Origin of the sequence: Mycolicibacterium helvum, from assembly GCF_010731895.1 — a bacterium.
Classification (GTDB): domain Bacteria; phylum Actinomycetota; class Actinomycetes; order Mycobacteriales; family Mycobacteriaceae; genus Mycobacterium; species Mycobacterium helvum.
In genome coordinates, this window is sequence record NZ_AP022596.1 from 3,926,811 (window position 1) to 3,952,061 (window position 25,251).

General features: G+C 68.0%; 24 protein-coding genes. 12 read left to right on the forward strand and 12 right to left on the reverse strand.

The features are described 5' to 3' along the window. Window positions 1-9: 9 nt before the first annotated feature. Entirely contained in the window at window positions 10-1,536 is a 1,527-nt protein-coding gene (locus G6N38_RS18495) for a DEAD/DEAH box helicase (protein ID WP_163749533.1), read from the reverse strand. Between the two features lie 252 nt (window positions 1,537-1,788). Between G6N38_RS18495 and G6N38_RS18500 the strand changes: the two genes are divergently transcribed. Continuing rightward, a complete protein-coding gene (locus tag G6N38_RS18500; RefSeq protein ID WP_163749534.1) occupies window positions 1,789-2,472 on the forward strand; it encodes a ferritin-like fold-containing protein in 684 nt (227 codons plus the stop codon). On the opposite strand, the gene G6N38_RS18505 is transcribed toward G6N38_RS18500, so the two are convergent. Further along, on the reverse strand, window positions 2,469-3,041 hold the full coding sequence (locus G6N38_RS18505) for an MmpS family transport accessory protein (RefSeq protein WP_163749535.1): 573 nt from the start codon (window positions 3,039-3,041) through the stop codon (window positions 2,469-2,471). The two genes, G6N38_RS18500 and G6N38_RS18505, sit on opposite strands and share 4 nt — an antisense overlap. A 186-nt stretch (window positions 3,042-3,227) precedes the next feature. Between G6N38_RS18505 and G6N38_RS18510 the strand changes: the two genes are divergently transcribed. After that, on the forward strand, window positions 3,228-3,476 hold the full coding sequence (locus G6N38_RS18510) for a DUF3107 domain-containing protein (protein WP_163749536.1): 249 nt from the start codon (window positions 3,228-3,230) through the stop codon (window positions 3,474-3,476). Between the two features lie 3 nt (window positions 3,477-3,479). On the opposite strand, the gene G6N38_RS18515 is transcribed toward G6N38_RS18510, so the two are convergent. Beyond that, on the reverse strand, window positions 3,480-4,154 hold the full coding sequence (locus G6N38_RS18515) for an HTH-type transcriptional activator FasR (RefSeq protein WP_163749537.1): 675 nt from the start codon (window positions 4,152-4,154) through the stop codon (window positions 3,480-3,482). Between the two features lie 161 nt (window positions 4,155-4,315). On the opposite strand from G6N38_RS18515, the gene G6N38_RS18520 reads away from it, so the two are divergent. The 3 genes from G6N38_RS18520 to G6N38_RS18530 all read left to right on the forward strand — a co-directional run bounded on the left by G6N38_RS18520 (window position 4,316) and on the right by G6N38_RS18530 (window position 7,543). Then, complete coding sequence (locus tag G6N38_RS18520) at window positions 4,316-5,359, forward strand: DUF3152 domain-containing protein (RefSeq protein WP_163749538.1); 1,044 nt, start codon at window positions 4,316-4,318, stop codon at window positions 5,357-5,359. 117 nt (window positions 5,360-5,476) lie between these two features. Further along, on the forward strand, window positions 5,477-6,643 hold the full coding sequence (gene moeZ, locus G6N38_RS18525; RefSeq protein ID WP_179968578.1) for an adenylyltransferase/sulfurtransferase MoeZ: 1,167 nt from the start codon (window positions 5,477-5,479) through the stop codon (window positions 6,641-6,643). A gap of 45 nt (window positions 6,644-6,688) precedes the next feature. Continuing rightward, window positions 6,689-7,543, forward strand: a complete 855-nt coding sequence (locus G6N38_RS18530) for a TIGR02569 family protein (protein ID WP_163749540.1) — start codon at window positions 6,689-6,691, stop codon at window positions 7,541-7,543. Here the strand turns inward: G6N38_RS18530 and G6N38_RS18535 are convergent. Both G6N38_RS18535 and G6N38_RS18540 read right to left on the reverse strand, forming a co-directional pair. Further along, the gene (locus G6N38_RS18535) at window positions 7,540-7,836 is read right to left on the reverse strand and encodes an MGMT family protein (protein WP_163749541.1); all 297 of its coding nucleotides are present in this window, start codon (window positions 7,834-7,836) and stop codon (window positions 7,540-7,542) included. The two genes, G6N38_RS18530 and G6N38_RS18535, sit on opposite strands and share 4 nt — an antisense overlap. 2 nt (window positions 7,837-7,838) lie before the next feature. Next, window positions 7,839-8,633 carry an alpha/beta hydrolase gene (locus G6N38_RS18540; RefSeq protein ID WP_163752101.1) on the reverse strand — a complete coding sequence of 265 codons (795 nt, stop codon included), beginning with the start codon at window positions 8,631-8,633 and terminating at the stop codon, window positions 7,839-7,841. Window positions 8,634-8,717: 84 nt separating this feature from the next. Between G6N38_RS18540 and G6N38_RS18545 the strand changes: the two genes are divergently transcribed. Both G6N38_RS18545 and G6N38_RS18550 read left to right on the forward strand, forming a co-directional pair. After that, the gene (locus tag G6N38_RS18545) at window positions 8,718-11,849 is read left to right on the forward strand and encodes an ATP-dependent DNA helicase (RefSeq protein ID WP_163749542.1); all 3,132 of its coding nucleotides are present in this window, start codon (window positions 8,718-8,720) and stop codon (window positions 11,847-11,849) included. Beyond that, complete coding sequence (locus tag G6N38_RS18550; protein WP_407663000.1) at window positions 11,783-15,070, forward strand: ATP-dependent helicase; 3,288 nt, start codon at window positions 11,783-11,785, stop codon at window positions 15,068-15,070. Before G6N38_RS18545 ends, G6N38_RS18550 begins: the two co-directional genes overlap by 67 nt. On the opposite strand, the gene G6N38_RS18555 is transcribed toward G6N38_RS18550, so the two are convergent. Continuing rightward, window positions 15,045-15,455 (reverse strand): DoxX family protein, encoded by a 411-nt coding sequence (locus G6N38_RS18555; protein WP_163749544.1) that lies wholly within the window; start codon window positions 15,453-15,455, stop codon window positions 15,045-15,047. The genes G6N38_RS18550 and G6N38_RS18555 overlap by 26 nt on opposite strands. A 77-nt stretch (window positions 15,456-15,532) precedes the next feature. Here G6N38_RS18555 and G6N38_RS18560 point away from each other — a divergent pair, with 77 nt between their 5' ends. Continuing rightward, window positions 15,533-16,606, forward strand: coding sequence for a potassium channel family protein (locus G6N38_RS18560; protein WP_163749545.1), 1,074 nt, complete (start codon window positions 15,533-15,535; stop codon window positions 16,604-16,606). Window positions 16,607-16,611: 5 nt separating this feature from the next. Beyond that, on the forward strand, window positions 16,612-17,529 hold the full coding sequence (gene nudC, locus G6N38_RS18565) for an NAD(+) diphosphatase (protein ID WP_163749546.1): 918 nt from the start codon (window positions 16,612-16,614) through the stop codon (window positions 17,527-17,529). A 37-nt stretch (window positions 17,530-17,566) separates the two neighbouring features. Here the strand turns inward: nudC and G6N38_RS18570 are convergent, their stop codons facing one another. Continuing rightward, entirely contained in the window at window positions 17,567-17,818 is a 252-nt protein-coding gene (locus tag G6N38_RS18570; protein WP_163749547.1) for a mycoredoxin, read from the reverse strand. Window positions 17,819-17,901: 83 nt separating this feature from the next. Here G6N38_RS18570 and G6N38_RS18575 point away from each other — a divergent pair, with 83 nt between their 5' ends. Beyond that, entirely contained in the window at window positions 17,902-20,010 is a 2,109-nt protein-coding gene (locus G6N38_RS18575; protein WP_163752102.1) for an ATP-dependent DNA helicase UvrD2, read from the forward strand. Window position 20,011: 1 nt separating this feature from the next. Here the strand turns inward: G6N38_RS18575 and G6N38_RS18580 are convergent, their stop codons facing one another. The 4 genes from G6N38_RS18580 to tpx form a co-directional block, all read right to left on the reverse strand. After that, window positions 20,012-20,440, reverse strand: coding sequence for a hypothetical protein (locus G6N38_RS18580; RefSeq protein WP_163749548.1), 429 nt, complete (start codon window positions 20,438-20,440; stop codon window positions 20,012-20,014). Between the two features lie 112 nt (window positions 20,441-20,552). Further along, window positions 20,553-20,993 (reverse strand): hypothetical protein, encoded by a 441-nt coding sequence (locus G6N38_RS18585; protein WP_163749549.1) that lies wholly within the window; start codon window positions 20,991-20,993, stop codon window positions 20,553-20,555. A gap of 80 nt (window positions 20,994-21,073) precedes the next feature. Beyond that, window positions 21,074-22,483, reverse strand: a complete 1,410-nt coding sequence (locus G6N38_RS18590) for a DUF1254 domain-containing protein (RefSeq protein ID WP_163752103.1) — start codon at window positions 22,481-22,483, stop codon at window positions 21,074-21,076. A gap of 91 nt (window positions 22,484-22,574) precedes the next feature. Beyond that, window positions 22,575-23,069: a thiol peroxidase gene (gene tpx / locus G6N38_RS18595; protein ID WP_163749550.1), complete on the reverse strand. Its 495-nt coding sequence runs from the start codon at window positions 23,067-23,069 to the stop codon at window positions 22,575-22,577. Window positions 23,070-23,235: 166 nt separating this feature from the next. Here tpx and G6N38_RS18600 point away from each other — a divergent pair, with 166 nt between their 5' ends. Both G6N38_RS18600 and G6N38_RS18605 read left to right on the forward strand, forming a co-directional pair. Then, window positions 23,236-23,430: a hypothetical protein gene (locus tag G6N38_RS18600; RefSeq protein ID WP_163749551.1), complete on the forward strand. Its 195-nt coding sequence runs from the start codon at window positions 23,236-23,238 to the stop codon at window positions 23,428-23,430. 143 nt (window positions 23,431-23,573) lie between these two features. Then, window positions 23,574-23,843, forward strand: coding sequence for a WhiB family transcriptional regulator (locus G6N38_RS18605; protein ID WP_163749552.1), 270 nt, complete (start codon window positions 23,574-23,576; stop codon window positions 23,841-23,843). A gap of 53 nt (window positions 23,844-23,896) precedes the next feature. Here G6N38_RS18605 and G6N38_RS18610 read toward each other — a convergent pair whose 3' ends face one another. Next, on the reverse strand, window positions 23,897-25,243 hold the full coding sequence (locus G6N38_RS18610) for a macrolide-binding ATPase MABP-1 (RefSeq protein ID WP_163752104.1): 1,347 nt from the start codon (window positions 25,241-25,243) through the stop codon (window positions 23,897-23,899). Window positions 25,244-25,251 lie beyond the last annotated feature (8 nt).

Consider the following 25,251-nt stretch of genomic DNA (forward strand, 5'->3'; position numbering starts at 1 on the left):
TAGCGGTCGTCAACTTGCTGTTGCGGGGGCCTCGGCGGCGTTGCGCGGCCGACGCCGGCGCCGGCGCTTACGAGCCGGGCTGTCGTCGCTGCCGTCGGTCGCCGTGGCCTTGTCGCCGGAGACGGGGGCTGGGGCGTCCGTCGCCGTCTCGACATGCCCGGTGGCTCCCTCGCCGGCGCGGGTGCGACGACGAGATCGGTTGCGGGTGGGCCGCTCTCGGTTGGAGTCCGTCGAGCTGATCCGGGTTCCGTCTTTTGCTTTTGCCGCCTGAGCCGATTTCCGCGGGCCGCCGATGTTGCCGCCGGCGTCGGCCGGGATGCCGAGCTCCTCATAGAAGTGCGGCGAGTTGGAGTAGGTCTCCGCGGGATCGGCGCAGTCGAGCTTGAGCGCCTTATCGATCATCGCCCAGCGCTCGAGCTCGTCCCAGTCGACCAGGGTGATCGCGATGCCGGTCTTACCGGCCCGGCCGGTGCGCCCGATGCGGTGCACGTAGGCCTGCTCGTCTTCGGGAATCTGGTAGTTGATGACGTGGGTGATGTCGTCGATGTCGATACCGCGGGCGGCGACGTCGGTGGCCACCAGGACGTCGACGTCACCCGTGCGGAATGCCTTGAGCGCCTTCTCGCGGGCGATCTGGCCCAGGTCGCCGTGCACGGCGCCGACCTTGAAACCGCGCTCGGCAAGCTCGTCGGCCACTTTCTGTGCGGTGCGCTTGGTACGGGTGAAGATCATCGTCGCGCCGCGGCCTTCGGCCTGCAGGATGCGGCTGACCATCTCGACCTTGTCCAGCGCGTGCGCGCGGTAGACGAACTGCTCGGTGGTGTCGTGGGTGGCCGCCCCTTGCACGCCCTCCGCCCGGATGTGGGTGGGCTGGTTCATGAACGTGCGGGCCAGCGTGATGATCGGGTCGGGCATGGTCGCCGAGAACAGCATGGCCTGCCGCTTCTCGGGGATCTGCTTGAGGATGCGCTCGATGTCGGGCAGGAAGCCCAGGTCGAGCATCTCGTCGGCCTCGTCGAGCACGAGCATGCTCAAACCGCCGAGCTGCAGGTGACCCTGCTGGGCGAGATCGAGGAGCCGGCCCGGCGTGCCGATTACGACGTCGACGCCCTTCTGCAGGGCCGCGATCTGCGCCTCGTAGGGTCGCCCGCCGTAGATAGAGGTGACGGACAGTTTGCGGTCGCCATGGCCGGCAACATCCGCCCTCAAATACCGAGCGGCGCTCGCGATGTCTTCGTACACCTGCAGGCACAGCTCACGGGTCGGTACGACGACGAGCCCGCGCGGGATACCGGTGAGTTCGCGTTCGCTGTCGGTGGTGATGCGCTGCAGCATCGGCACACCGAAGGCCAGGGTCTTGCCCATACCGGTGCGGGCCTGGCCGATCAGGTCATCGCCTGCCAGGGCCATCGGCAGCGTCAGTTCCTGGATGGCGAAGGCGTATTCCTTGCCATCTTCGGCAAGGGCGCGGACGATCTCGTCACGCACTCCGAGCTGGGCAAATGAGATCTGGGGGAGTGTTGTCAATGGTGTCATGCTGGTGGCGTTGTGCCTTCCGATGTCGTTCCTCGATGTAGCTTCCAGCGCGCACGAGTTCAGATAAGTCGGAATGGAGCCGGCTTCAAGAGTTTCGATGCCGATTCGCCGGGCCCTGCACTGAGGGAGGCGGGCCCACTGCATGCACGCACATTTCCTTGACCGCGCCTCACGGCGCTTGTCAGACCCCATCATAGCTGGTCGCGGTTGCTGGGACTGATCGCCGCCCCACCCGCGACTACAGTGACGGCCATGACAGCCCCGCAACCGGCCGCCGAGTCAGCGGCGAGCATCTCCGCCGACCATCCCGGTGTGAACGAGTTGTTCGCGCTGCTGGCCTACGGCGAGGTCGCGGCGTTCTATCGGCTGACCGACGAGGCGCGGATGGCACCGGACCTGCGGGGCCGGATCAACATGGCCAGCATGGCCGCCGCCGAGATGGCCCACTACGACATGCTGCGCGATGCGTTGCAGGCGCGGGGCGTCGACGTCGTCCCGGCGATGTCGCGGTACGCCTCGGCGCTGGAGAACTATCACCGGCTGACCACGCCGAGCACCTGGCTGGAGGCCCTGGTCAAGACGTATGTCGGTGATGCGCTGGCGGCCGATTTCTACCTCGAGATCGCCGACGTGCTGCCCGATGAGGTGGCCGCGGTGGTGCGCGGGGTGCTGTCAGAGACCGGGCATTCGCAGTTCGTGGTCGCCGAGGTTCGCGACGCGGTGACCACCAGCGGACGGCAGCGCAGCCGGCTGGCGTTGTGGTCACGCCGGCTGCTCGGTGAGGCGATCACCCAGGCTCAATACGTGCTCGCCGACCACGACGAACTCGTCGACCTGGTGTTGGCGGGGCCGGGCGGGCTGGGGCAGGTGGCCGATTTCTTCGACCGGCTACAGCGCACGCACGACGACCGGATGCACCAGCTCGGCCTGGCTTAGCGGTTGCAGGTCGCGGCGATCGTGTTGTCGGTCTGGGCGGCCACGGTGGCCCCGCGGGCATCGGTGATCCAGCAGTTCAGCTGACTTCCGTTGCTGCTGGCCGTGACGTAGTTGACCGGCACGGTCGGAATGACGGTCATCCGCCAGGGCAGTGAGACGTTTTCAGAGGTGCGCAATGCCCCCGTCTCGTCGGCGTAGGTGATGGTCACCGGATCGTCGGGTCGCTGGTTACCCGCGACGGTGTAGACGATCTGGCGGGGATCGACCAGCGGCTGCGCCATCGGTGCGGCCGCCGGGGCGCTCGGCGGGGGCACCATCACCGGCGTCTCCACCGGCAGACCCGGGACGGTGACAGTGACCGGCGCGGGCGCCGGAGTGGAGGTCCGGGGTCCGGGGATGGCCACCACGGTCCGGGTCGGGGTGGCGCCACCGAATTCCGGTGTGGTGGTGGCGGCGTCGCCGGTCCGTACGACCAACGTCGTCGCCGATGCGGCCACCAGCACGCCCGCAGTGGTCAGTGCCACCCGGGGCCACTGGACCAGCCGCTGTCGACGCTTCTTGTCGCTCACGAGGCAAGGTTACGGACGCGCACGCCTCATTCCGGCGCGCCGCGCCTGTCCGTTGCCATGCTGTTATCCCAGCTTGACGCCCTATTCGCGCACCGCGAACGGCTGCCCTCAACCGCGCACTCGGGCGTCCACTAGCCTTCTGGGGTAGTCGCGCACCGCGACGCAGATGAGAGGGAAGGGGCCAGTGTGGAGGTCAAGATCGGCGTCACGGACAGCCCGCGTGAACTCGTGTTCCAAAGCACCCAGACGCCTGCAGAGGTCGAGGAGCTGGTGACTTCCGCGTTCTCGAAGGGTGGTCCGGACGTGCTGAGCCTGACCGACGACAAGGGACGCCGATTCCTGGTGCAGACCGCCAAGATCACCTACGTGGAGATCGGTGTCGCGGACGTGCGCAGGGTCGGCTTCGGGATCGCCGCAGGACCAGCGGGCGCCTGAGCCTCAGCCGCGAGTCAGCGGGACGTGTGACAGTCCGCCCCAGGCGAACTGCACCGTCCCGTCGACCGCGGCCTCTTTGGTGACCGGCCGGTCGGCGTTCAGCCAGTACCGCGCGCTGTCGACGCTGATGGCCACCAGCCCGACGGCGATCATGCGGGCACGGTGCGGATCGAGCCCGGAATCCCGGCTGATCAGGTCGAACACCGCGTCGGTGCACGATTCGGTGGCCACTTTCACCTGAACAGCGACCTGCGGTTCGGTGATGTAGTCGTTCTCGAAGATCAGCCGGTAGCCCTGACCGTCGTGCTCGATGAAATCGAAGAAAGCCTGTACCGCGGCGCGCAGTCGCTGCCGGTTGTCGGTGGTTGTCCGCAGCGCCTGTCGCACGCCGGACACCAGATTCTCGACGTGGCGATTCAAGACGGCCAGATACAGCTCGAGCTTGCTCGAGAAGTGTTGGTACAGAACGGGTTTGCTCACACCGGCGCGATCGGCGATCTCGTCCATGCCGGCGGCGTGATAACCGCGATCGACGAAGATTTCGCTGGCTGCCGCCAGCAACTGGCCCCGTCGCTCATCACGCGGCAGGCGACTGCCCCGCCGGGGGGTGGTAGCGGGACGGTCGCCACTGGCCGGTCGAGCGGGCTTCCGCTCGGCCGTGTTGGCGAGTTCGCTCATCGAATCCTCAATCTGTGTCTGGCTGGGCGGCAGTGCCCCGCGCTCGCAGCCTCGTTGAACTGACATTACTACCCGGGCCTGGTTACTCGCCCGTACGCGCACGGGCGATGGTACGGGCGCGCCGGGAGTCCCGTGTTCGGCTGTTGTGCCATCCTGGGTCGGTGACCTACGACCCGGGGCACCGCGGCGGCGGTCGTGTGCCCGTCCTGCGCAACGAGTGGCGTGAGCCGCTGCGCGCGCTGCGGGACCCGTTGGCGGGGGAGCAGGGCCGGGTCAGATCCAACCGGGATCAGCGTCGTCAATGGCGTAAACAGAGCTGGTTGGGCCGATTTATTTCGACCTACGGCTGGCGCGCGTATGCGCTGCCGGTGCTTATCGTGCTGACCGGAATGGTGCTGTATCAGACCATCACCGGAACCGCGGCGCCGGCCACCGAGCCCACCGCCCACGGAGGGGTCGAAGGGCCGCCGACGATCGGGTCGAGTGGCACCGCAATCATCGGCGCGCCGCCCCGTGGGCTGACCGAGTTCGACGCCAACTTGCCGACTGGGATTTTGCCCGAGGGCGGGGTGTTCACCGAAGCGGGCGACAAGACGTGGCACATCGTGCCGGGCACCACGCCGAAGGTCGGTGAGGGCACCGCGAAGACCTTCACCTACACCGTGGAGATCGAGGATGGCGTCGATACTGGGTCGTTCGGCGGTGACGAAGGATTCGCGCGGATGGTCAGCGAGACGCTGAGTAATCCCAAGAGCTGGATCCACAATCCGCAGTTCGCCTTCGAGCGGGTCGATGCCAGCAGCGAGGGCGTCAAGCCGGATTTCCGGGTGTCGCTGACGTCGCCGATGACGGTGCGTGAGGGCTGCGGCTACGAGATTCCGCTGGAATCCTCCTGCTACAACCCGGCCTACGGGCCCGACGCTCAGCCGAGGGTGTTCATCAACGAGTCCCGCTGGGTGCGCGGTGCGGTGCCCTTCCAGGGGGATATCGGCTCCTACCGGCAATACCTGGTCAATCACGAGGTGGGCCACGCCATCGGCTACCAGCATCACGAACCGTGCGATGAGAACGGTGGCCTGGCGCCGGTGATGATGCAGCAGACGTTCTCCACCGCCGACAACGACGCCTCCAAATTCGACCCGGAGTACGTCAAGGCCGACGGCAAGACGTGCCGGTTCAACCCGTGGCCGTATCCGATCGCCTAAGCGCGGGAAGCTTTCGCGGTTGTTTGCCGTTGACCTGACCACCTGCTGAGATGGATGGTGAACGTCCGTCGGGCCAGTGTCAGAACGAGCCAATCCGAGGAGTAGCCGGTGTCGTCGTTGCCGCCGCTGGTCGAGCCAGCCGCCGAGCTCACCCGTGAAGAGGTCGCACGCTACAGCCGCCATCTGATCATTCCGGACCTGGGTGTGGACGGGCAGAAGCGCTTGAAGAATGCCAAGGTGCTGGTGATCGGCGCAGGCGGACTGGGTTCGCCCACGCTGCTGTACCTGGCCGCCGCCGGTGTCGGCACGATCGGCATCGTCGAGTTCGACGTGGTCGACGAGTCCAACCTGCAGCGCCAGATCATCCACGGCCAATCCGATATCGGCCGGTCCAAGGCCGAGAGCGCTCGTGACTCCGTCCTCGAGGTCAACCCGCTGATCGCGGTGAACCTGCATGAGATGCGGCTGGAGCCCGACAATGCGGTGCAGCTGTTCGAGCAGTACGACCTCATCCTGGACGGCACCGACAACTTCGCCACCCGCTACCTGGTCAACGACGCCGCGGTGTTGGCGCACAAGCCGTATGTGTGGGGTTCGATCTACCGCTTCGAAGGGCAAGCCTCGGTGTTCTGGGAGGACGCTCCTGACGGCTTGGGCCTGAATTATCGCGATCTATACCCGGAGCCGCCCCCGCCCGGCATGGTCCCGTCCTGCGCCGAAGGCGGCGTGCTGGGCATCCTGTGCGCGTCGATCGCGTCGATCATGGGCACCGAGGCAATCAAGCTGATCACTGGAATCGGGGACACCCTGCTGGGCCGGTTGATGGTCTACGACGCGCTGGACATGACCTATCGCACGATCCGGATCCGCAAAGATCCCGAGACGCCGAAGATCACTGAGCTGATCGACTACGAGTCGTTCTGCGGCGTGGTGTCCGAAGCGGCGGCCGACGCCGCGCAGGATTCGACCGTCACCCCGCGGGAGCTGCGTGAGCTGCTTGATTCCGGCAAGAAGCTGGCACTGATCGACGTGCGGGAGCCGGTGGAGTGGGAAATCAACCACATCACCGGTGCCGAGCTCATCCCGAAATCGGTGATCGAGTCCGGGGAAGGCCTGAGCAAGTTGCCACAGGACCGCGTCCCGGTGCTCTACTGCAAGACCGGGGTGCGCTCGGCCGAAGCGCTGGCCGTGGTGAAGAAGGCCGGTTTCGCCGATGCCGTGCACCTTCAGGGCGGCATCGTCGCCTGGGCAAAGCAAATCGATCCCGACATGGTGATGTACTGACGGCTACTTTGCGTCCCGACAACTTAGGCTGTCGGGGTGGACGGGGTGACTGATGAGCGCCCGCCTGATCATGTCCTGGCGACGTTCGGTCTGAAAGGCCAGGATCCTGAACCGCTCGGTGCGGGCTGGGAGGGCGGTTTCAAGTGCGGCGAGGTAGTGCTGTCGGTGATCGCCGACCATGCCAGGGCCGCTTGGTCGGCGAAGGCCCGCGAGACGTTGTTCATCGACGGAGTCCGGTTGGCCCGGCCGGTGCGCTCGACTGACGGCCGCTATGTGGTGTCGGGTTGGCGGGCAGACACATTCGTCGCCGGTACTCCCGAGCCCCGCCACGACGAGGTCGTCTCGGCCGGGGTGCGCCTGCATGAGGCCACGGCCAAGCTGGAACGGCCGCGGTTCCTGACCCAGGCGCCGGTCGCGCCGTGGAGCGATGTCGATGTGTTCATCGCCGCCGATCGCGCTGCCTGGGAGGAGCGTCCGCTGCACTCGCTGCCGGCTGGCGCGATGGTGGCACCGGGCACGGCCGATGGCGAGCGGTCGGTGGACCTGATCAATCAACTGGCCGGGTTACGCAAGCCGACGAAGAGTCCGAATCAACTGGTCCATGGCGACCTGTATGGCAGCGTCCTGTTCGCCGGGACGGCTGCGCCTGGCATCACCGACATCACCCCGTACTGGCGGCCGGCGTCGTGGGCTGCCGGGGTGGTGGTCGTGGACGCACTGGCCTGGGGCGAGGCCGACGACGGCTTGATCGAGCGGTGGGACGCGCTACCGGAGTGGCCGCAGATGTTGTTGCGCGCTTTGATGTTCCGGCTCGCCGTCCATGCTTTGCATCCGCGTTCCACGGCGGCCGCGTTCCCCGGTTTGGCCCGCACGGCCGCGCTGATCAGGCTGGTTCTCTAGAACTCGTGGCGGGCGCGCGCCAGGTTCACCCGGCCGTCGTCGGCCAGCACGCCTTCGGCCCGCAGCAGCTCCAGCTGACGCGTCACCAGGTGGGCGGCCGGCCGGCCGGACGCGGTGATCACCCGATGCCACGGCAAGTCCGAGGAATCGGTGCGCATGATCCAGCCGACGATGCGAGGGCTGGAAAGCCGTGCGGCCGAGGCAATGTCCCCGTAGGTGGCGACGCGGCCTGCGGGTATTGACGACACCAGACGGCGGACCAGCTCGACCTGCTCGTCGGTGACCGCGGCCATGTCTAGCGCGACCCCAGCAGGTCCCGGATCACCTTGGCGGTCTCCTCCGGCTTGGCGTTGGCAACCATGTGCTGGCAGGCGAGGTCGACCAGGGTGAAGTCCGTGCCGAGCCGGTTCGACAGGCCGTTGAGCAGTTCTTCACTGACGTACGGCGGATCCGTCCACAGCGCCCGGACCAGTGTTGTCGGAGTTCCGCTGCGCGGCAGGACGATATGGCGGGTCAACTCGCTCCAATACGACATCATCGCCGGCACGCAGATCCGCCAGCCGTAGCGGCCACCTGGCAGCGCGATCAGATGCTCGTCGAGATCCTCGTCGAGTTCGGCCGGATCGACGTCGGCCCACGAGCCGGTGAACTTCTCGGTGCGGGCCTCGTCTCGGTCGGCGTAATCCGGCGATGCCAGCATGGATTCCGCGATCTCGTGCATCCACTGTCCGTCCAGGCCGATCGCGGGATCCAGCAGCACCAGCCCGGATACCAGATCGGGATACGCCGCGGCCAGATTCAGCCCGATCGCGCCGCCAAAGGAGTGTCCGACCACCAGCACCGGTCCGTCGGCGTCGTTCTCCACCAGGGTGGCCAGCGCAGCGATATTGGCTTCGATCGTCCATGGCGCCGCGTAGGAGGAGCGGCCATGCCCGATCAGATCGGGTGCGGCCACCGCGATTTCGGGTAAGTGCTGTTCTGCCAGCCTGCGCCAACGGTAGCCATGGCCGGTCAGGCCGTGAATGGCCAGCACTTGCGTGGGTTCGGCAGGGCCAAAGCGGTGGACGTGAAGAGCGTGGGTCACGAGCATCATGCTGCCAGTTCTCCGGCGGGCGGAGCGCAGCGACCTGGGGATGGACACAGCTTGTCGGTGGCTCGTGGTGGCATAGCCGGCATGAGCACGCCTGCATTTGTCACCGAGGTGACCGAGGCGGCCGATGTGCTGCGCCCGGGGTTGCGTGGCACGGTCCGTGTCGTCGGCGGGCCAGGTACGGGCAAGACCAGCCTGCTGGTGTCGGCCGCTGCCGCGCATATCGCCGCCGGGACCGACCCGGAATCGGTTCTGCTGCTGACGGGTTCGGGCCGGCTGGCCGCCGCCACCCGCAGCAAGCTCACCGCTGAGTTGCTCGCCGCGCGCTCGCCCGAGCCGTGCCGCGCGGTGGTGCGGGAGCCGCTGGTCCGCTCGGTGCACAGCTACGCGTTCGCGGTGCTGCGGCAGGCCGCAGCCCGGGCGGGCGATCCGCCGCCACGCCTGGTCACCGGTGCTGAGCAGGACGGCATCATCCGCGAACTGCTCGCCGGCGATCTCGAGGACGGGGATGCGTCGTTATCGCGCTGGCCACAGGTGTTGCGGCCGGCGCTGACCACCGCTGGGTTCGCCACCGAACTGCGTGATCTGCTGGCCCGCTGCGCCGAACGAGGAGTGGACCCGCTGCAGCTGCAACGCATCGGCCGGCTGTCCGGGCGGTCCGAGTGGGCAGCCGCCGGTCGGTTCGCCCAGCAATACGAACAGGTGATGTTGCTGCGCGCGGCCGTCGGCACCGCCGCGCCGCAGGCCACCGTGCCTGCGCTGGGCGCCGCCGAGCTGGTCGGCGCTGCGCTGGAGGCATTGGCCTCCGACGCCGAGCTGCTGGCTGCCGAACGGTCCCGGATCCGCCTGCTGCTCGTCGACGACGCTCAACACCTCGATCCGCAGGCCGCGCGACTGGTCCGGGTGCTGGCTGCTGGTGCCGAACTGACTCTGCTGGCCGGTGACCCCAATCAGGCAGTCTTCGGCTTCCGCGGCGCCGACCCGGCAGTGCTGACCGCCGCCGACACCCCGGTGGTCGAGTTGAGCCGCTCGTACCGGTGTGCGCCCCAGGTGGCCAACGCGATCAGCGGGATCGCCGCCGGGTTGCCCGGCAACAGTGCGTGGCGCCGGCTGGCGGGCAACGCCGACGACACCGGATCGGTGCGCGTTCGGGTGGCCGCCTCGGCGCACGCCGAGGCGGCGCTGATCGCCGACACGCTGCGCCGCGCACACCTGGTCGATGGGGTGCCGTGGTCGCAGCTGGCGGTCATCGTCCGCTCGCCCTCGGCCGCCGCGGCGCTGCCCAGGGCGCTCGCCGGTGCCGGTGTCCCGGTCGCCGCGGCGCAGCTGGCCGGACCGGTCGCCGACCAGCCCGCCGCCCAGGCGCTGCTGCTGGTGCTGGCCGCGACCGCCGACGGCCTCGACCGTGAGCAGGCGGTGTCCTTGCTGACCGGGCCGATCGGCCGGGTCGACCCGGTGACCCTGCGCCAACTGCGTCGGGCGCTGCGCCGCAACTCCTCCGGTGATTTCGGCGACCAGCTCGTCGCGGCGCTCACCACCGGTCCGGTCGACCTGCCTGCGACGCTGGCCCGCCCGGTCAACCGGGTGCGCGCGGTGCTGACGGCGGCCGGCCGGGGGCACCGCCGGCACCGCGACCCCCGCTACACCCTGTGGCAGGCCTGGGAGCGCAGTGGATTACAGCGGCGCTGGCTGTCGTCAGCCGAGCGCGGCGGCACCGAGGGGGCACTGGCCGACCGCAACTTGGAAGCTGTCACCGCGCTGTTCGGTATCGCTGACGACTACGTCTCTCGCACCACCGGTGCGTCACTGTCCGGTCTGCTCGATCATGTTGGCGGCCTGCAGCTTCCACCAGTCAACGCTGACGGCCGGTTAGCTGTCGAGACGGTGGCCGTGCTCAGCCCGCACGCGGCGCTGGACCGGGATTGGGACCTGGTGATCATCGCCGGTCTGCAGGACGGTTTGTGGCCCAACACCACACCGCGAGGTGGGGTGTTGGGCACCCAGCGATTACTTGACGTGCTCGACGGCCTGGGTGACGACGTGTCGGCGCGGGCTCCGCTGCTGGCCGAGGAGCGCAGGCTACTCATCGCCGCGATGGGCCGCGCGCGGCGCGGGCTGTTGGTCACCGCCGTCGACAGCGACGCCGGCGACGACGCGGCGCTGCCGTCGCCATTCGTCGCCGAGCTCGCCGAGTATGCCTGCGCGGACGCCGTCGCGCCCGCTGCGCCGGCCACCGCGCCGCCGGTGCTGGCACCGGCGGCGGTCGTCGGCCGCTTGCGTTCGGTGGTGTGCGCCCCGGCCGGCACGGTCACTGACGGTGAACGTGTCACGGCCGCACAGCAATTGGCGCGACTGGCGGCGAACGGTGTCCCCGGTGCCGACCCGGCGCAGTGGTACGGCATGACGACCGTCAGCACGTGCGCGCCGCTGTGGAGCGGTGACGAGCACACCGTCACGCTCAGCCCGTCGACTCTGCAGACGCTGACCGACTGCCCATTGCGTTGGCTGGCCGAACGGCACGGCGGCGCCGACCGCCGTGAGCTGCGCTCCACCCTCGGCTCGGTGGTCCACGCGCTGATCGCCGATTCGGCGAGCAGCGCGGAGCGGCTGTTTGCGCAGTTGGAAATGCTCTGGAGCACACTGCCATTCGACTCGCCCTGGTATGCCGACAATGAGCTGGCCCGGCACCGGGCCATGCTCGAGACATTCGTGGCGTGGCGATCGGCCACTCGCCACGAGCTGACCGAGATCGGCACCGAGATCGATGTCGACGGCGTGATCGTCGCCCCGGACGAGGACGGTCCGGGCGTGCGGGTCCGTGGGCGGGTCGACCGGTTGGAGCGCGATGCCGAGGGCCGGCTGGTGATTGTCGACGTCAAGACCGGCAAGAGCCCGGTGACCAAGGACGACGCGCAGCGACATGCGCAGCTCGGGCTCTACCAGCTGGCGGTCGCCGAAGGGGCGCTCGCCGACGGCGATCGCCCCGGCGGCGGGCGACTGGTGTACGTCGCCAAGCCGAGTGCGTCAGGCGCCACGGAGCGTGAGCAATCCGCCCTGACACCGGACAGCGCAGCCGACTTGCGACAGGGTGTGCGGCAGGCCGCGGGTGCGACCGCGGGGCCGCAGTTCCTTGCCCGCGTCAACGACGGCTGCACCCATTGCCCGATGCGCGCGGCCTGCCCCGCACACACCGCGCCGCGAACGGAGCCGTCATGACCTACAGCCCCACCGAACTGGCGCACGCCCTCGGTGTTCCGACGCCGACCGACGAGCAGGCCGCCGTCATCGCCGCCCCGCCCGGGCCGCTGGTCGTCATCGCCGGGGCCGGTGCGGGCAAGACCGAGACCATGGCCGCGCGCGTGGTGTGGTTGGTGGCCAATGGATACGCCGATCCAGGGCAGGTCCTCGGACTGACCTTCACCCGTAAAGCGGCCGGGCAGCTGCTGCGCCGGGTGCGGTCCCGGCTGGCCCGCCTGGCCGGCCACCTGGGCAGCAGCGCGCAGCAGGGCGCGCCGACGGTCAGCACCTATCACGCGTTCGCCGGTACGCTGCTGCGTGAGTTCGGGCCGCTGCTCCCGGTGGAGCCCGATGCCCGGCTGCTGAGCGAAACCGAGTTGTGGCAGCTGGCTTTCGAAGTGGTCAGCAGTTATCCCGGTCCGCTCGACACCACCAAGGATCCCGCCGGCGTCACCGCGATGGTGCTGCGACTGTCCGGCGATCTGGCCGAGCACCTGGTCGACACCAGCCAGCTGCTGGACACCCACCTCGAACTCGAACGTCTGGTGCACCACCTGCCGGCCGGGCGCTACCAGCGTGACCGAGGGCCCAGCCAGTGGCTGCTGAGCATGCTGGCCACCCAGACCGAACGCACCGCGCTGGTGCCGCTGATCGACGCACTGCATGCCCGGATGCGTGCCGACAAGGTGATGGACTTCGGTTCGCAGATGTCGGCGGCGGCGCGGCTGGCGTCGTCCTGCCCGCAGGTGGGGGAGCAGCTGCGCGGCCGGTTCCGGGTCGTCCTGCTCGACGAGTACCAGGACACCGGGCACGCCCAGCGGATCGCGCTGTCGTCGCTGTTCGGTGCCGGCGCCGACGAGGGGCTGGCGCTCACCGCGGTCGGCGACCCGATCCAGTCCATCTACGGCTGGCGCGGGGCGTCGGCGACCAACCTGCCGCGCTTCACCACCGACTTTCCGCGCCCGGACGGCTCGCCGGCGCCGACCCTCGAGTTGCGCACCAGCTGGCGCAACCCGCCCAGCACCCTGCACATCGCCAACGCCGTCTCGGCTGAAGCCCGGCGCCGCTCGGTGGCGGTGCGCGCCTTACGGGCGCGCCCCGGCGCCGAGGCGGGCACGGTGTGCGCCGCACTGCTCACCGATGTCGCCACCGAACGGGAGTGGATCGCCGACCACATCGCCGAGCGCTACGCGGCGGCACCTGACCAGCCGCCGACTGCGGCGGTGCTGGTGCGCCGCAACGCCGATGCCGGTCCGATCGCCGAGGCGTTGACCGCGCGCGGTATTGCGGTGGAAGTGGTTGGTCTGGCCGGGCTGCTGTCCATCCCCGAGGTCGCCGATGTGGTGGCGATGGTGCGCCTGGTCGCCGATCCGGCCGCCGGCGCGGCGGCGATGCGGGTGCTGACCGGACCGCGCTGGCAGCTGGGGGCGGCCGACCTTGCCGCGCTGTGGCGACGGGCGGTCGTACTCGACGGAGCGCGGCCGTCGACCGCCACCGCCGAGGAGATCATCGCGGCGGCGGCACCCGACGCCGACACCGCGAGCCTGGCTGACGCGCTTGCCGATCCGGGGTCGGCCGCGGCATATTCGGTCGACGGCTATCAGCGCATCACCGACTTGGCAAGCGAATTAGCAAGACTGAGAACGCTTTTAGGGCATCCGGTGACCGAACTCGTCGGCGAAGTACGACGTACCCTCGGTGTCGACGTGGAGGTGCGCGCGGCCCGCCCGGTCGCCGCCGGATGGGCCGGTGCCGAGCACCTGGACCGGTTTGCCGACGTTGTCGCCACTTACGCGGGGCGGCCACATGCGTGCGCGGTGGGCCTGTTGGCCTACCTTGACGCAGCCGAGGTGGTGGAGAACGGGCTGGCCCCCGCCGAAGTCAGTGTGGCCACCGACCGGGTCCAGGTGCTGACCGTTCACGCCGCCAAAGGGCTGGAGTGGCAAGTGGTGGCCGTCCCGCACCTGTCCGCACGGGTCTTTCCGTCCACCGCCTCCAAGCGCACCTGGCTCACCGATCCGTCCGAGCTGCCGCCGCTGTTGCGCGGTGACCGGGCGGCCGCCGGCCTGCATGGGGTACCGGTTCTGGAAACCGGAGGAGTCAACGACCGAAAAGCGTTGTCCGACACCATCATGGCGCACCGCGATCAGCTCGAACAGCGCCGCCTCGACGAGGAGCGCAGGCTGCTCTATGTGGCGATCACCCGGGCCGAGGACACCCTGCTGCTCTCGGGTCATCACTGGGGTGCCAGCGAAAGCAAGCCGCGCGGGCCCTCGGACTTCCTGCGCGAGATCAAAGACATCATCGATGACGCGGCCGCGGCGGGCCAACCGTGCGGCGAGGTGGAACAGTGGGCCCCGCCGCCGGCCGAGGGTGATCGAAACCCGTTGCGAGACAGCGTCCGCGAGGCGATCTGGCCTGCCGACCCGCTCGGCCGGGCGCGCGCCGACGTCGAAGAAGGAGCCGCACTGGTACGAGCGGCCATGGCCGGCGCGGTCGCCGACACCGGCGAGGACCCTGAGGGCTGGGCCGCCGACGTCGATGCGCTGCTGGCCGAGCGGTCCCGCATCGCCGCGCCGCCGCCGGCCGAACTGCCCGGCCAACTGTCGGTCAGCGCCCTCGTCGAGCTGGACCGCGATCCGACGGCGCTGCGCCGGCTGTCCAGAAGACTGCCGTCGCGCCCGGACCCGCACGCGATCCTGGGCACCGCCTTCCACGAGTGGGTGCAGCGGTTCTACGGTGCCGAGCGGCTGTTCGACCTCGACGACTTGCCCGGCGCCGTCGACGGCGTGGCCGGCGACACCGAGGAACTCGCCGCCCTGCAAGACGCTTTCACGTCGTCGGCATGGGCGGCGCGCACCCCGGTGGATGTCGAGGTGCCGTTCGAGATGGCGATCGGCGAGACCGTCGTACGCGGCCGCATCGACGCGGTATTCGCCGACGCCGACGGCGGCATGACCGTCGTCGACTGGAAGACCGGCGAGCCTCCGAAAGACGATGACGCGCAACGGCACGCCGCCGTCCAGCTCGCGGTGTACCGGATGGCGTGGGCCGCATTGCGGGGTTGCCCGCAGGAGACGGTGCGCGCGGCGTTCCACTATGTGCGCGCGGGCGTCACCGTGCGGCCGGAAAACCTGCCCGGCCCAGACGAATTGGTGGCGCTGCTGGCTCGCTCTAGTAGCGCGGAGCGTTACGCCTGATCTTGATGGCCTGGGTGATCATCGGCAGCTGCAACGGCAGCCGGGCGAGAGAGACCAGCTTCATCGGCAACGGCTTGCTCCACCACAGGCGGCACATGTTCACATTGGCCGGGAACACCGCCAGGTAGAGCAGGATTGCTGCCAGCGCGCCTGCGCGGCGGGTCCGCGGCACCAGCAGCATGGTCCCGATGCCGACCTCGGCGACTCCGGAGGCGTAGGTGTAGAACCGGGCATTGCCGGGCAGTTCGGCGGGCACGATGTCATCGAACGGTTTGGGGGCGGCGAAGTGCCCGACGCCGATGCCGATGAGCATCGCGGCAGTCCGGTAGGCGGGCAGCTGGCTTGGGCTGCGTTGGGGTTCGAGTTCGGTGGTCGTCGTCGGCATAGGTACATAATGCTGGAGTGGTGGCGCTGAGGCCGAAAAATTCGGGGCGAGAGGGTCGGGCACGATGACGGAGTCGCGTGGCCAAGGGTAGGTTGCGGCGCAGGCTCGAGGCGATCGACGAGAACCTGGCAGCCAAGCCGGACAGTGCGCTCGTTGATTACCTCCACATCCCGGACAAGTTCGTCAGCCCGGGTCGTCGCATCGCCCGTCGGCTGCTCTACGCCCTGACGGCGCTGTTCGCCGCGGTGATCATCGTCTACCTCGACCGTGACGGCTATCGCGACGTCCGCGGCGATTCGATGACCTTCCTGGACTGCCTGTACTACGCCACGGTGTCGCTGTCGACCACCGGCTACGGCGACATCACCCCCTTCACCGAGCAGGCGCGCCTGGTGAACGTTCTGGTCATCACCCCGCTTCGGGTGGCGTTCCTGATCGTGTTGGTCGGTACCACCGTCGAAACCCTGACCACGGCGTCGCGGCAGGCTCTCAAGATTCAGCGTTGGAGGAACAGCGTGCGCAACCACACCGTCGTCATCGGTTACGGGACGAAGGGCAGGACGGCGGTGGCCGCGATGATCGGTGACGGTGCCGCCCCCGCCGATATCGTCGTCGTCGACACCGACCAACCTTCACTGGACCGCGCCAACGCGGCCGGACTGGTCACCGTGCGCGGTGACGCCAACAAGTCCGACGTGCTGCGACTGGCCGGCGCCCAGCATGCCAATTCGATCATCGTGGCGACCAACAGCGACCCGACTGCGGTGCTGGTGACCCTGACCGCCCGGGAGTTGGCCCCGAAGGCCAAGATCATCGCGTCGGTGCGGGAAGCCGAGAACCAGCACCTGCTGCGCCAGTCCGGCGCCGACTCGGTGGTGGTGTCATCGGAGACCGCGGGCCGTCTGCTCGGCATCGCCACCAGCGCCCCGAGCGTGGTGGAGATGATCGAAGACCTGTTGACGCCGGACGCCGGTTTCGCGATCGCCGAGCGAGAGGTCGAGCACAAAGAGGTCGGCGGCTCACCGCGGCATCTGCCCGACATCGTGCTGGGCGTGATGCGCGACGGGAAACTGCTGCGTGTCGATGACCCCACTGTCGACGCATTGGAAACCACCGACCGGCTGCTCTACGTCCGCAGCACCGGAGACTGAGCGCGGTGACTTTTCGACTGCGCAACATTCCGCTGCTCTCCCGCGTGGGTGCCGACCGTGCTGACCATCTGCGCACCGATATCGACGCCGCGATCGCCGGCTGGGCCGATGCCGCCGTGCTGCGGGTCGATCACCGCAACCAGGTGATGATCGCCGACGGCCGGGTGCTGCTGGGTTCGGCGGCCAAGCTGGGGGACAAGCCTCCGGCCGACGCGGTGTTCCTGGGCCGCCTGCAAGACGACCGTCACGTCTGGGCGGTCCGCGGCGCGCTGGAGGCTCCCGACGACGGCGCAGCCGAGGTGTCGGATCTGCGCCGCGGCGGGCAGGTGTTCGACGATGTCAGCGCACAGTTGGTGGCCTCGGCCCTGGCGCTGCTGAATTGGCATGACCACGCCCGGTACAGCGCGGTCGACGGCTCCCCGACGAAGGCGATCAAGGCCGGCTGGTCGCGGGTCAATCCGCTCACCGGCCACGAGGAGTTCCCCCGGATCGATCCGGCCATCATCGTGTTGATTCACGACGGCCACGACCGGGCGGTGCTGGCTCGCCAGACCGCGTGGCCGCAGCGGCTGTTCTCGTTGCTCGCCGGGTTCGTCGAGGCCGGCGAGTCGTTCGAGACGTGCGTGGTGCGTGAGGTCGCCGAGGAGGTGGGCCTGGCGGTCACCGACGTCGAATACCTGGGCAGTCAGCCGTGGCCGTTCCCGCGATCACTGATGGTGGGGTTCCATGCCATCGGTGACCCCGAGCAGGAGTTCGTCTTTCACGACGGTGAGATCGCCGAGGCGGCGTGGTTCACCCGGGCCGAAGTTCGTGAGGCGCTCGACCATGGCGACTGGAACAGCGAATCCTCGTCGAGGCTGCTGCTGCCGGGATCGATCTCGATCGCCCGCGAGATCATCGAGTCCTGGGCCGCCCAGGATTGATCCCCGGGTGGCTTCGCTCCTGCCCGCCGGATATTGACTACGACGCGAGCTTGGCCTGGACGTCTTTGAGGCTGGGGTTGGTCAGCGCGCTGCCGTCGGCGAACTTCACCGTCGGGACGGTCTGGTTGCCGTTGTTCACTGACATCACGAACTTGGCCGCCGCCGGGTCGTGCTCGATGTCGACTTCGGTGAAGGAGATGCCCGCCGATTTCAGCGCGGTCTTCAGTCGCTTGCAGTAACCACACCAGACGGTGCTGTACATCGTGAGCTGGGGATCACTGGCACTCATAAGTCCAACAACCTATCCGAGGCCGAACACATGCCCGCAACCGGCGCGGCGCGCAGCGCGAAATGTCGTCACCCCCTGCCAAGATGGAGCCCATGCCGGTGACCGTCGATGATGTGACCGGCCTCGACGACGAACAGCGCGAAGCCGTGCTGGCCGCTCGCGGGCCGGTATGTGTGCTCGCCGGTGCCGGCACCGGTAAGACGCGCACCATCACCCACCGCATCGCGCAGTTGGTGGCCAACGGTCACGTCGCCGCCGGTCAGGTACTGGCCGTCACGTTCACCTCCCGCGCCGCGGGCGAGATGCGCGCCCGGCTGCGGGCCATGGATGCCGCCGGTGATTCCGGTGCCCTGGTCGGCTCGGTCCAGGCACTGACGTTCCATGCCGCGGCCCGCCGTCAGCTGCAGTACTTCTGGCCCCGGGTGGTCGGCGACACCGGCTGGCAGCTGCTGGACACCAAGTTCGCCGTCGTCGCGCAGGCCGCCAGCCGCAGCCGGTTGCAGGTCAGCACCGACGACGTCCGCGACCTCGCCGGCGAAATCGAATGGGCCAAGGCCTCATTGATCAGCCCCGAGGGGTACGCCGCAGCGGTGGCCAAAGTCCAGCGTGACATTCCGTTGGACGCCGAGAAAGTCTCGACGGTGTACGCCGCTTACGAGAAGCTCAAGGCCAACCGCGACGGGATAGCGCTGCTCGATTTCGACGACCTGCTGCTGCACACTGCCGGGGCGATCGAGAACGATGCGGCGGTGGCCGCCGAATTCCGGGACCGGTACCGCTGTTTCGTCGTCGACGAGTATCAGGACGTCACCCCGTTGCAGCAGCGGGTGCTCGACGCGTGGCTGGGCAACCGCGACGATTTGACCGTCGTCGGTGACGCCAACCAGACCATCTATTCGTTCACCGGCGCCTCGCCGCGCTTCCTGCTCGACTTCTCCCGCAAGTTCCCCGAGGCGACGGTGGTTCGGCTGGAGCGCGACTACCGCTCCACACCGCAAGTGGTGTCGCTGGCCAACCGGGTGATCGCGGCCGCGCGCGGCCGGGTCGCCGGGAGCAAGCTGCACCTGATCGGTCAGCGTGAGCCCGGACCGTCGCCGACCTTTCACGAACACCCCGACGAGGTCGCCGAGGCGGCGTCGGTCGCGCGCTCGATCAAGCGTCTCGTCGAATCCGGAACGCCCGCAGCCGAAATCGCGGTGCTCTACCGGATCAACGCCCAGTCAGAGGCGTACGAAGAGGCGCTGACCGAGGCCGGTATCCCGTTCCAGGTACGCGGCGGGGAGGGCTTCTTCAGTCGCCAGGAGATCCGCCAGTCGCTGGTCGCGTTACAACGCGCCGCGGAACGCGGTGCCGAAGGTGAGTTGTCGGAGATCGTCCGGGCGGTCCTCGAACCGCTCGGCCTGACCGCCGAACCGCCGGCTGGCACCAAGGCCAGGGAGCGCTGGGAGGCGTTGACCGCGCTCGCCGAGCTGGTCGATGACGAGGTCGCCGCCCGCCCGCAGCTCGAATTCCCGGCGCTGATGGCCGAATTGCGGATGCGCGCCGACGCCCGCCACCCACCGGTAGTACAGGGCGTGACGCTGGCGTCACTGCATGCGGCCAAGGGCTTGGAGTGGGACGCGGTGTACCTGGTCGGCGTGGCTGACGGCACACTGCCGATCTCGCATGCGCTGGCCCACGGTCCCGACAGCGAGGCGGTGGAGGAAGAGCGGCGCCTGCTCTATGTCGGGATAACCCGGGCCCGAATACATTTGGAACTCAGCTGGGCGCTCGCCCGCACGCCGGGCGGTCGGCAGGGGCGACGTCCGTCCCGGTTCCTCAATGGCATCGCGCCCCAGACGCAAGCCGAGCCGTCGCCGAACAAGCCGCGCAGGCAGAAGGGCGCCACCCCGCGTTGCCGGGTGTGCAATGCGGTGCTCAGCACCGCGCCGTCAATTATGTTGCGCCGCTGTGAAACCTGCTCGGTCGACATCGATGACGAACTGCTGTCCCAGCTCAAGGACTGGCGGCTGCGTACCGCAAAGGAGCTGAAAGTCCCTGCCTACGTGGTCTTCACCGATAACACGCTGATTGCGATCGCCGAGTCGTTACCCGCCGACGAAGCGGCGTTGGTGGCGATCCCCGGCATCGGCGCGCGCAAGCTCGAGCAGTTCGGCCCCGACGTGCTCGAGCTGGTGCGCGGCCGCCAGTAGGTCAGTGCCCGGGGCCGTAGTTCACGGTCCTGGTGGTCGAGTTGGTCCCGTTGTCCGCGATTCCGGGGCTGCCACCGCCGGTGTAGCTGTTGACGTCGCCGACGCCGAGGCTGGCCGTACCGCCCGGGCTGTTCGTCGTGCCGGCGCCGGTGTAGCTGGACGCGTCGCCAACCCCGATCGAGGCGCCCGCACAGTTCTGGGTGATGAAGCCGCCGGTATGGGGTAGTGGTCCGCCGCACAGATTATTGGACGTCGAGCTGCCGGTGTAGCTCGACGAATGGCCGACACCGAGGGTTGGCCCGAAGCCGGCACCCGGCACCGCTCCCGATTCGCCCTCGGCCGAGGCCGTCGCGATAGGGAATCCGCCTAGTGAGAGCGCCGCCGACACGGCCGTTACCTCGCCAAGCCAGATAATTCGCCGTTTGTTCATCTTTGAGCACCCTCTCGTTGGTTGACCAGATGCGAACTTATGGTAAAAGAGCGAGGCTACGCCAGTGTAATGCCGAGTCGAGGGTGAACGAGCCGGTGGCGTGAGATCCCGATCAATCAGACGGCGCGTGGCCGGGACCGTAGTTGCCCGTTCGGGTCGTCGCGTTGGTGCCGTTGCGCGGGGCACCGGACGTGCCCTGCCCCGTGTAGCTGTTGACGTCTCCGACGCCGTGGGTCGCCGTACCACCCGGGTGGTTGACGGTGGCGCCACCGGTGTAGCTGGACGGCCCGCCCACTCCGAGGGTCGCTACTGTGCAGTTCTGGTGGCACAGGTGGGTAGACGTCGAGCCGCCGGTGTAGCTTGATGCGTCGCCGACACCGAGCGTCGGTCCGAAGCCCGCACCGGTCACGGCTCCCGATTCGCCACTGGTCGCCGCGGCGATGGGGGAGCCGCTCAATGCGAGCGCCGAGGACACCGCGACGGCACCGGCGAACAGCCAACTGTTACGACGAATTGGGTTGTGGGTGAAGTCAGTTCGTGCGATCAGATCCATTCTTCAAGAATGGGTGCGGAATCCGCGCGGGTCACGCGACTCATAGTGAAAACAAATGTATTACGGCCCCTGCCGGCGGCTCAGGCCTTCACCACCTTTGGTGCCTGCCATGCGCCGCTCAGCGCGTCCGGCTTGGGCCAGTACAGCCGAAGGATGGCAGTGAAGGGTCCGGGCGGGGCAGGTAGCCAGTTGGCTTCCTTCTCCGGGCCGGGCGACTGGTTCTGTAGGTACAGTGTCACGCCGCCGTCGGGGTTTTTGACGAGGCCCGGCAGCATGGGCGAGTTGATCAGGTACCGGTTGATCGGATTGTCCACCAGCAGGCTTTCCGGCAACTTGTACATCGTCAGCGACCAGAACGCGTTGACCGGCGGCAGTTGCCCGGGCGGGAAGGTCAGCGTGTAGTTGTTCGCTCCGGCCAGCGGTTGGCCGTCGGCGTCGGTGTTGTAGATCGGGTACATGGCCTCCTGCTTGGAATTGCCATAGATCCCCAGCACCGCCCCGGCCATTCGGTACAGGTAGTTGTTCTTCAGTTCGTCCTTGGTGCCGAACAGGTCGCCCGAGGTCACCTGTCCGGTGTCGAGCTTGTCCTTCTTGAAGGTGTTCAGTTCGGCCCAGGCATCGGCGATCCCGCCTTCGATCGCCGAGCGCATCTCGGGGGTGAGTGTGTCGGCGTTGAACGTTCCATCCGGCGCGACACCGATGGTGGCGAATCGGTCGCGCACCTCCTTGTCCGACGGCAGTACCGGGGCGTGGCGCAGCACGAAGTTCATCAGCTCGAAGAACTTCGGCGAGGTCTTCTGTTCGTCGGGGCTCAACGGCACCGGGAAGTCGATCGCGGGCGCGGCGGGGGGAGCGGGCTGGTTGAGGAATGCCGACAAGGGCTGCACGGCGTAGCCGGCCTGGATCTTCTTGACGTTCTCCAGGTCGTCGGGACTGAACAGTTGGGTGCGGTAGATCGCCAGCGCGAAGTCGGTGTCGGCGCGGAGCACCTCGTTGACACCCTCTGGTTTCTCACCGTTCCAGCCGGGCCCGGCCAGCAGATACCTGCCGCCGCTGTTACCCGTCGTCCGGCTGCCGAGGTAGGCGAAGTTGTAGGTATAGCCGTCGACGAACTGCACCGAGAAGTACCGGTCCTGCTCGACCGGCGGCAGGGTCAGCACCAGTGGCTCGGTGCGTAGATCCGCACCGAGCATCGAGTACGGGGTGTCGGAGTTCGGCGTCTGGATCGTGGTGTCCGCCGGGGTGAACACCCGGGCGATGCTGCGCACCTGGTTCCAGTCGCCCTTGTACTCCGGGCTGTGCGAGTCGACGAAGTACGAGTACTGGACCCGGTAGTTGTCCACCATCGGGAAGCCGTAGATGTAGGCGTCTTTCGCGATGGCTCGCGCCTGTTCGGGAGTCACGGCGCCCTGCGCCTCGGTGGTCGACGGTGGTGGCGGCGAACTGGTCGTCTCCCGGGGTTTGTTCGCGCCCGAACACCCGGCGGTCATGGCGATCAGCAGGACGGCAGCGACAGCGGTGCGCGACTTCACCGCACAAGGATGCGGTATCGGCATCCTTGTGCGGTGTATTTCGCGGCTGTCAGCTCACCGCGGCGAGCGCGGCGTCATAGTTGGGCTCGGTGCCGATCTCGGGCACCAGCTCGGTGTAGACGACCTTGCCGTCAGCACCCACCACGACGACGGCCCGGCCCAGCAGGCCTGCCATCGGTCCGTCGGCGATCGTGATGCCGAAATCCTCACCGAAGCTGCTGCGGAAGGCCGAGGCCGTGACGACGTTCTCGATGCCCTCGGCGCCGCAGAATCGCTTCTGGGCGAACGGCAGATCCTTCGACACATTCACCACCGGCACACCCGTGGCCGCGGCGCGCTCGTTAAAGGTCCGCACACTGACTGCGCACACGGGGGTGTCGACTGACGGGAAGATGTTGAGCACCAAGCCTTTTCCGTCGAATTGGCTGCTGTCGACGGAGCCGAGGTCGGTGCCGGTCAGGTCGAAGGCGGGGGCCTGGGCGCCGACGGCGGGCAGGTCTCCAACGGTGTTGATCGGGTTTCCACGCAGGGTTATCTGTGCCATGGGAACAAGTTTGTCAGGGTCGGTGTCAGGGCCGCTGGGCGGGCTTGAGAAATCGCATAAGCGCAGGTCAGAAAATCGCTTGTGGCGAAATGGTGGTAGGGTTTAGCCTCGAATCTTCAATCCTGTGCTGATCGATGGCTGCAGGCGGCGTGACGAAAGGAGGGGCATGACGATGATCACCACCACTGCTGATTTTGGCGTAGCTGGCATGGCGCATCGCACGTGGTCCTTCTCGGCCGTCGTGTCGATCCCCGCGCATAACGCTCATGCCGCTGGTGCGGCCGCCGCTATTGCGGCGCAGCGTAAGCGCCGCGCCAACGCCGCCCCGGCGATCGCGTCCGTGGACAGGAGCTTCATCTAGGAAAGCTCCCAGACACAGCCACTGGCCACGGACCCGAAGTCATAAGGATCCGTGGCCTTTGTGTTTCCACCAGATTCCTGGTCCCGGATCCCTCTGAGAAGAGATACGTACAGTCATTCGACCAGGAAGCAGGTGAGCGAGACATGTCGACATCGACAGTCCGCCAGGAGAAACTGCCGGTGTTGCCGTGCCACGTCGGGAATCCCGACTTGTGGTTCGCCGAAAGTCCGATGGACCTAGAGCACGCCAAGGTGCTCTGCGGGGAATGTCCGATCCGGCGGCAATGCCTTGCCGCCGCTCTGGAACGCGGTGAGCCCTGGGGTGTCTGGGGCGGCGAGATCATCGAACGGGGCACCGTCGTGCAGCGCAAGCGTCCGCGCGGGCGTCCCCGCAAGGAGGTCATCGCGGCCTGAGGCTTGTCGGGTCCGGCGGCGACTGAGATGTCGCCGGCCTTGCGGCTCCTGCGCTATTGCGCGGGTTCGGGCTCGGCAAACCCCGGCACCAAACGCGCGGCCAGTTCGCGCGTCGGCACGTGGGCGTCCAGCTGGCACGAGATCGCCACGGTGGACGCGATAACCCGCAGCGGAATCGCCAGCTTGGCCGGCAGATCCATCGCTCGGGCGGTCTTGATCTGCTGCGACGAGACATTCATGTTCGCCGCGGCCATCTTCTGTAGCCACCGACGGGTGTAGTGGAACACCTCGACCTCGATCGGCTCCACGTACTGGCGCAGCATGTCGTCGATTTCGCTCGCCGAGACCTGCTCACCCTTCTGGATGAAACCGACTCGTTCCATCGTGGGCAGCAGCTCGTCGTAGTTCTTGTCGCGGGCCAGGCAGATGATCTGACCGATTTCGATGGGCAACCCATCCGGCAGCGGACCGACCGCGCCGAAGTCGATGACGCCCATCCGGCCGTCCGGCAACATCATGAAGTTCCCGGGATGCGCGTCGCCGTGCATCATGCCGAGGCGGGACGGGGCATCGAAGGTGAGCTCGATAAGCCTTGTGCCGCAAAGGTCTCGCTCCTGCGGGGTGCCTTCGCGGATGATGTGCGACATCGGCACGCCGTCGATCCACTCGGTGATCATCACCTTGGGCGAGCTGGCCACCACGTGCGGCACGACGAAATGCGGATGGCCTTCGTAGGCCTTGGCGAAGGCGCGCTGGTTGTCGGACTCCAGCCGGTAGTCCAGCTCCATCTCGGTGCGTTCGATGAGCTCGTCGACCACGCCCTGCACATCCGCGCCGGGGGAGAGCTGCTTGAACACACTGACCATGCGCTGCATGGTCTTCAGGTCGGCGCGCAGCGCCTCGTCGGCGCCGGGGTACTGGATCTTGACCGCGACCTCACGGCCGTCCGACCACACCCCCTTGTGCACCTGCCCGATGCTGGCCGACGCCACCGGGGTGTCGTCGAACGAGGTGAATCGCTCGCGCCATTTGGTGCCGAGCTGGCCGTCAAGCACCCGGTGCACTTTGGCTGCGGGCAGCGGCGGGGCGTCCTTCTGCAGTTTGGTCAGGGCCTCGCGGTAGGGCTCGCCGAACTCTTCCGGGATGGCGGCCTCCATCACCGACAGTGCTTGGCCCACCTTCATGGCACCGCCCTTGAGTTCACCGAGCACGGTGAACAACTGGTTGGCGGCCTTCTCCACCAGCTCGGCGCTGACCTCGTCTTTGGATTTGCCGGTCAGTCGTTTGCCGAAGCCCAAAGCCGCCCGGCCGGCAAACCCCACCGGGATGGAGGCCAGCTTGACGTTGCGGGCCGCTCGGCCGCGCTTGATGTCTGCCACGTCCCCATCATCCCTGACGATGCCCTCCT

What these genes read in the sequence shown, in the direction of transcription:
- G6N38_RS18495 (WP_163749533.1), bottom strand. Translation starts at nt 1,536, where the DNA reads ATGACACCATTGACAACACTCCCCCAGATCTCATTTGCCCAGCTCGGA.
- G6N38_RS18500 (WP_163749534.1), top strand. Translation starts at nt 1,789, where the DNA reads ATGACAGCCCCGCAACCGGCCGCCGAGTCAGCGGCGAGCATCTCCGCC.
- G6N38_RS18515 (WP_163749537.1), bottom strand. Translation starts at nt 4,154, where the DNA reads ATGAGCGAACTCGCCAACACGGCCGAGCGGAAGCCCGCTCGACCGGCC.
- G6N38_RS18535 (WP_163749541.1), bottom strand. Translation starts at nt 7,836, where the DNA reads ATGGCCGCGGTCACCGACGAGCAGGTCGAGCTGGTCCGCCGTCTGGTG.
- G6N38_RS18540 (WP_163752101.1), bottom strand. Translation starts at nt 8,633, where the DNA reads ATGCTCGTGACCCACGCTCTTCACGTCCACCGCTTTGGCCCTGCCGAA.
- G6N38_RS18545 (WP_163749542.1), top strand. Translation starts at nt 8,718, where the DNA reads ATGAGCACGCCTGCATTTGTCACCGAGGTGACCGAGGCGGCCGATGTG.
- G6N38_RS18555 (WP_163749544.1), bottom strand. Translation starts at nt 15,455, where the DNA reads ATGCCGACGACGACCACCGAACTCGAACCCCAACGCAGCCCAAGCCAG.
- G6N38_RS18570 (WP_163749547.1), bottom strand. Translation starts at nt 17,818, where the DNA reads ATGAGTGCCAGTGATCCCCAGCTCACGATGTACAGCACCGTCTGGTGT.
- G6N38_RS18575 (WP_163752102.1), top strand. Translation starts at nt 17,902, where the DNA reads ATGGAGCCCATGCCGGTGACCGTCGATGATGTGACCGGCCTCGACGAC.
- G6N38_RS18580 (WP_163749548.1), bottom strand. Translation starts at nt 20,440, where the DNA reads ATGAACAAACGGCGAATTATCTGGCTTGGCGAGGTAACGGCCGTGTCG.
- G6N38_RS18585 (WP_163749549.1), bottom strand. Translation starts at nt 20,993, where the DNA reads ATGGATCTGATCGCACGAACTGACTTCACCCACAACCCAATTCGTCGT.
- G6N38_RS18590 (WP_163752103.1), bottom strand. Translation starts at nt 22,483, where the DNA reads ATGACCGCCGGGTGTTCGGGCGCGAACAAACCCCGGGAGACGACCAGT.
- tpx (WP_163749550.1), bottom strand. Translation starts at nt 23,069, where the DNA reads ATGGCACAGATAACCCTGCGTGGAAACCCGATCAACACCGTTGGAGAC.
- G6N38_RS18600 (WP_163749551.1), top strand. Translation starts at nt 23,236, where the DNA reads ATGACGATGATCACCACCACTGCTGATTTTGGCGTAGCTGGCATGGCG.
- G6N38_RS18605 (WP_163749552.1), top strand. Translation starts at nt 23,574, where the DNA reads ATGTCGACATCGACAGTCCGCCAGGAGAAACTGCCGGTGTTGCCGTGC.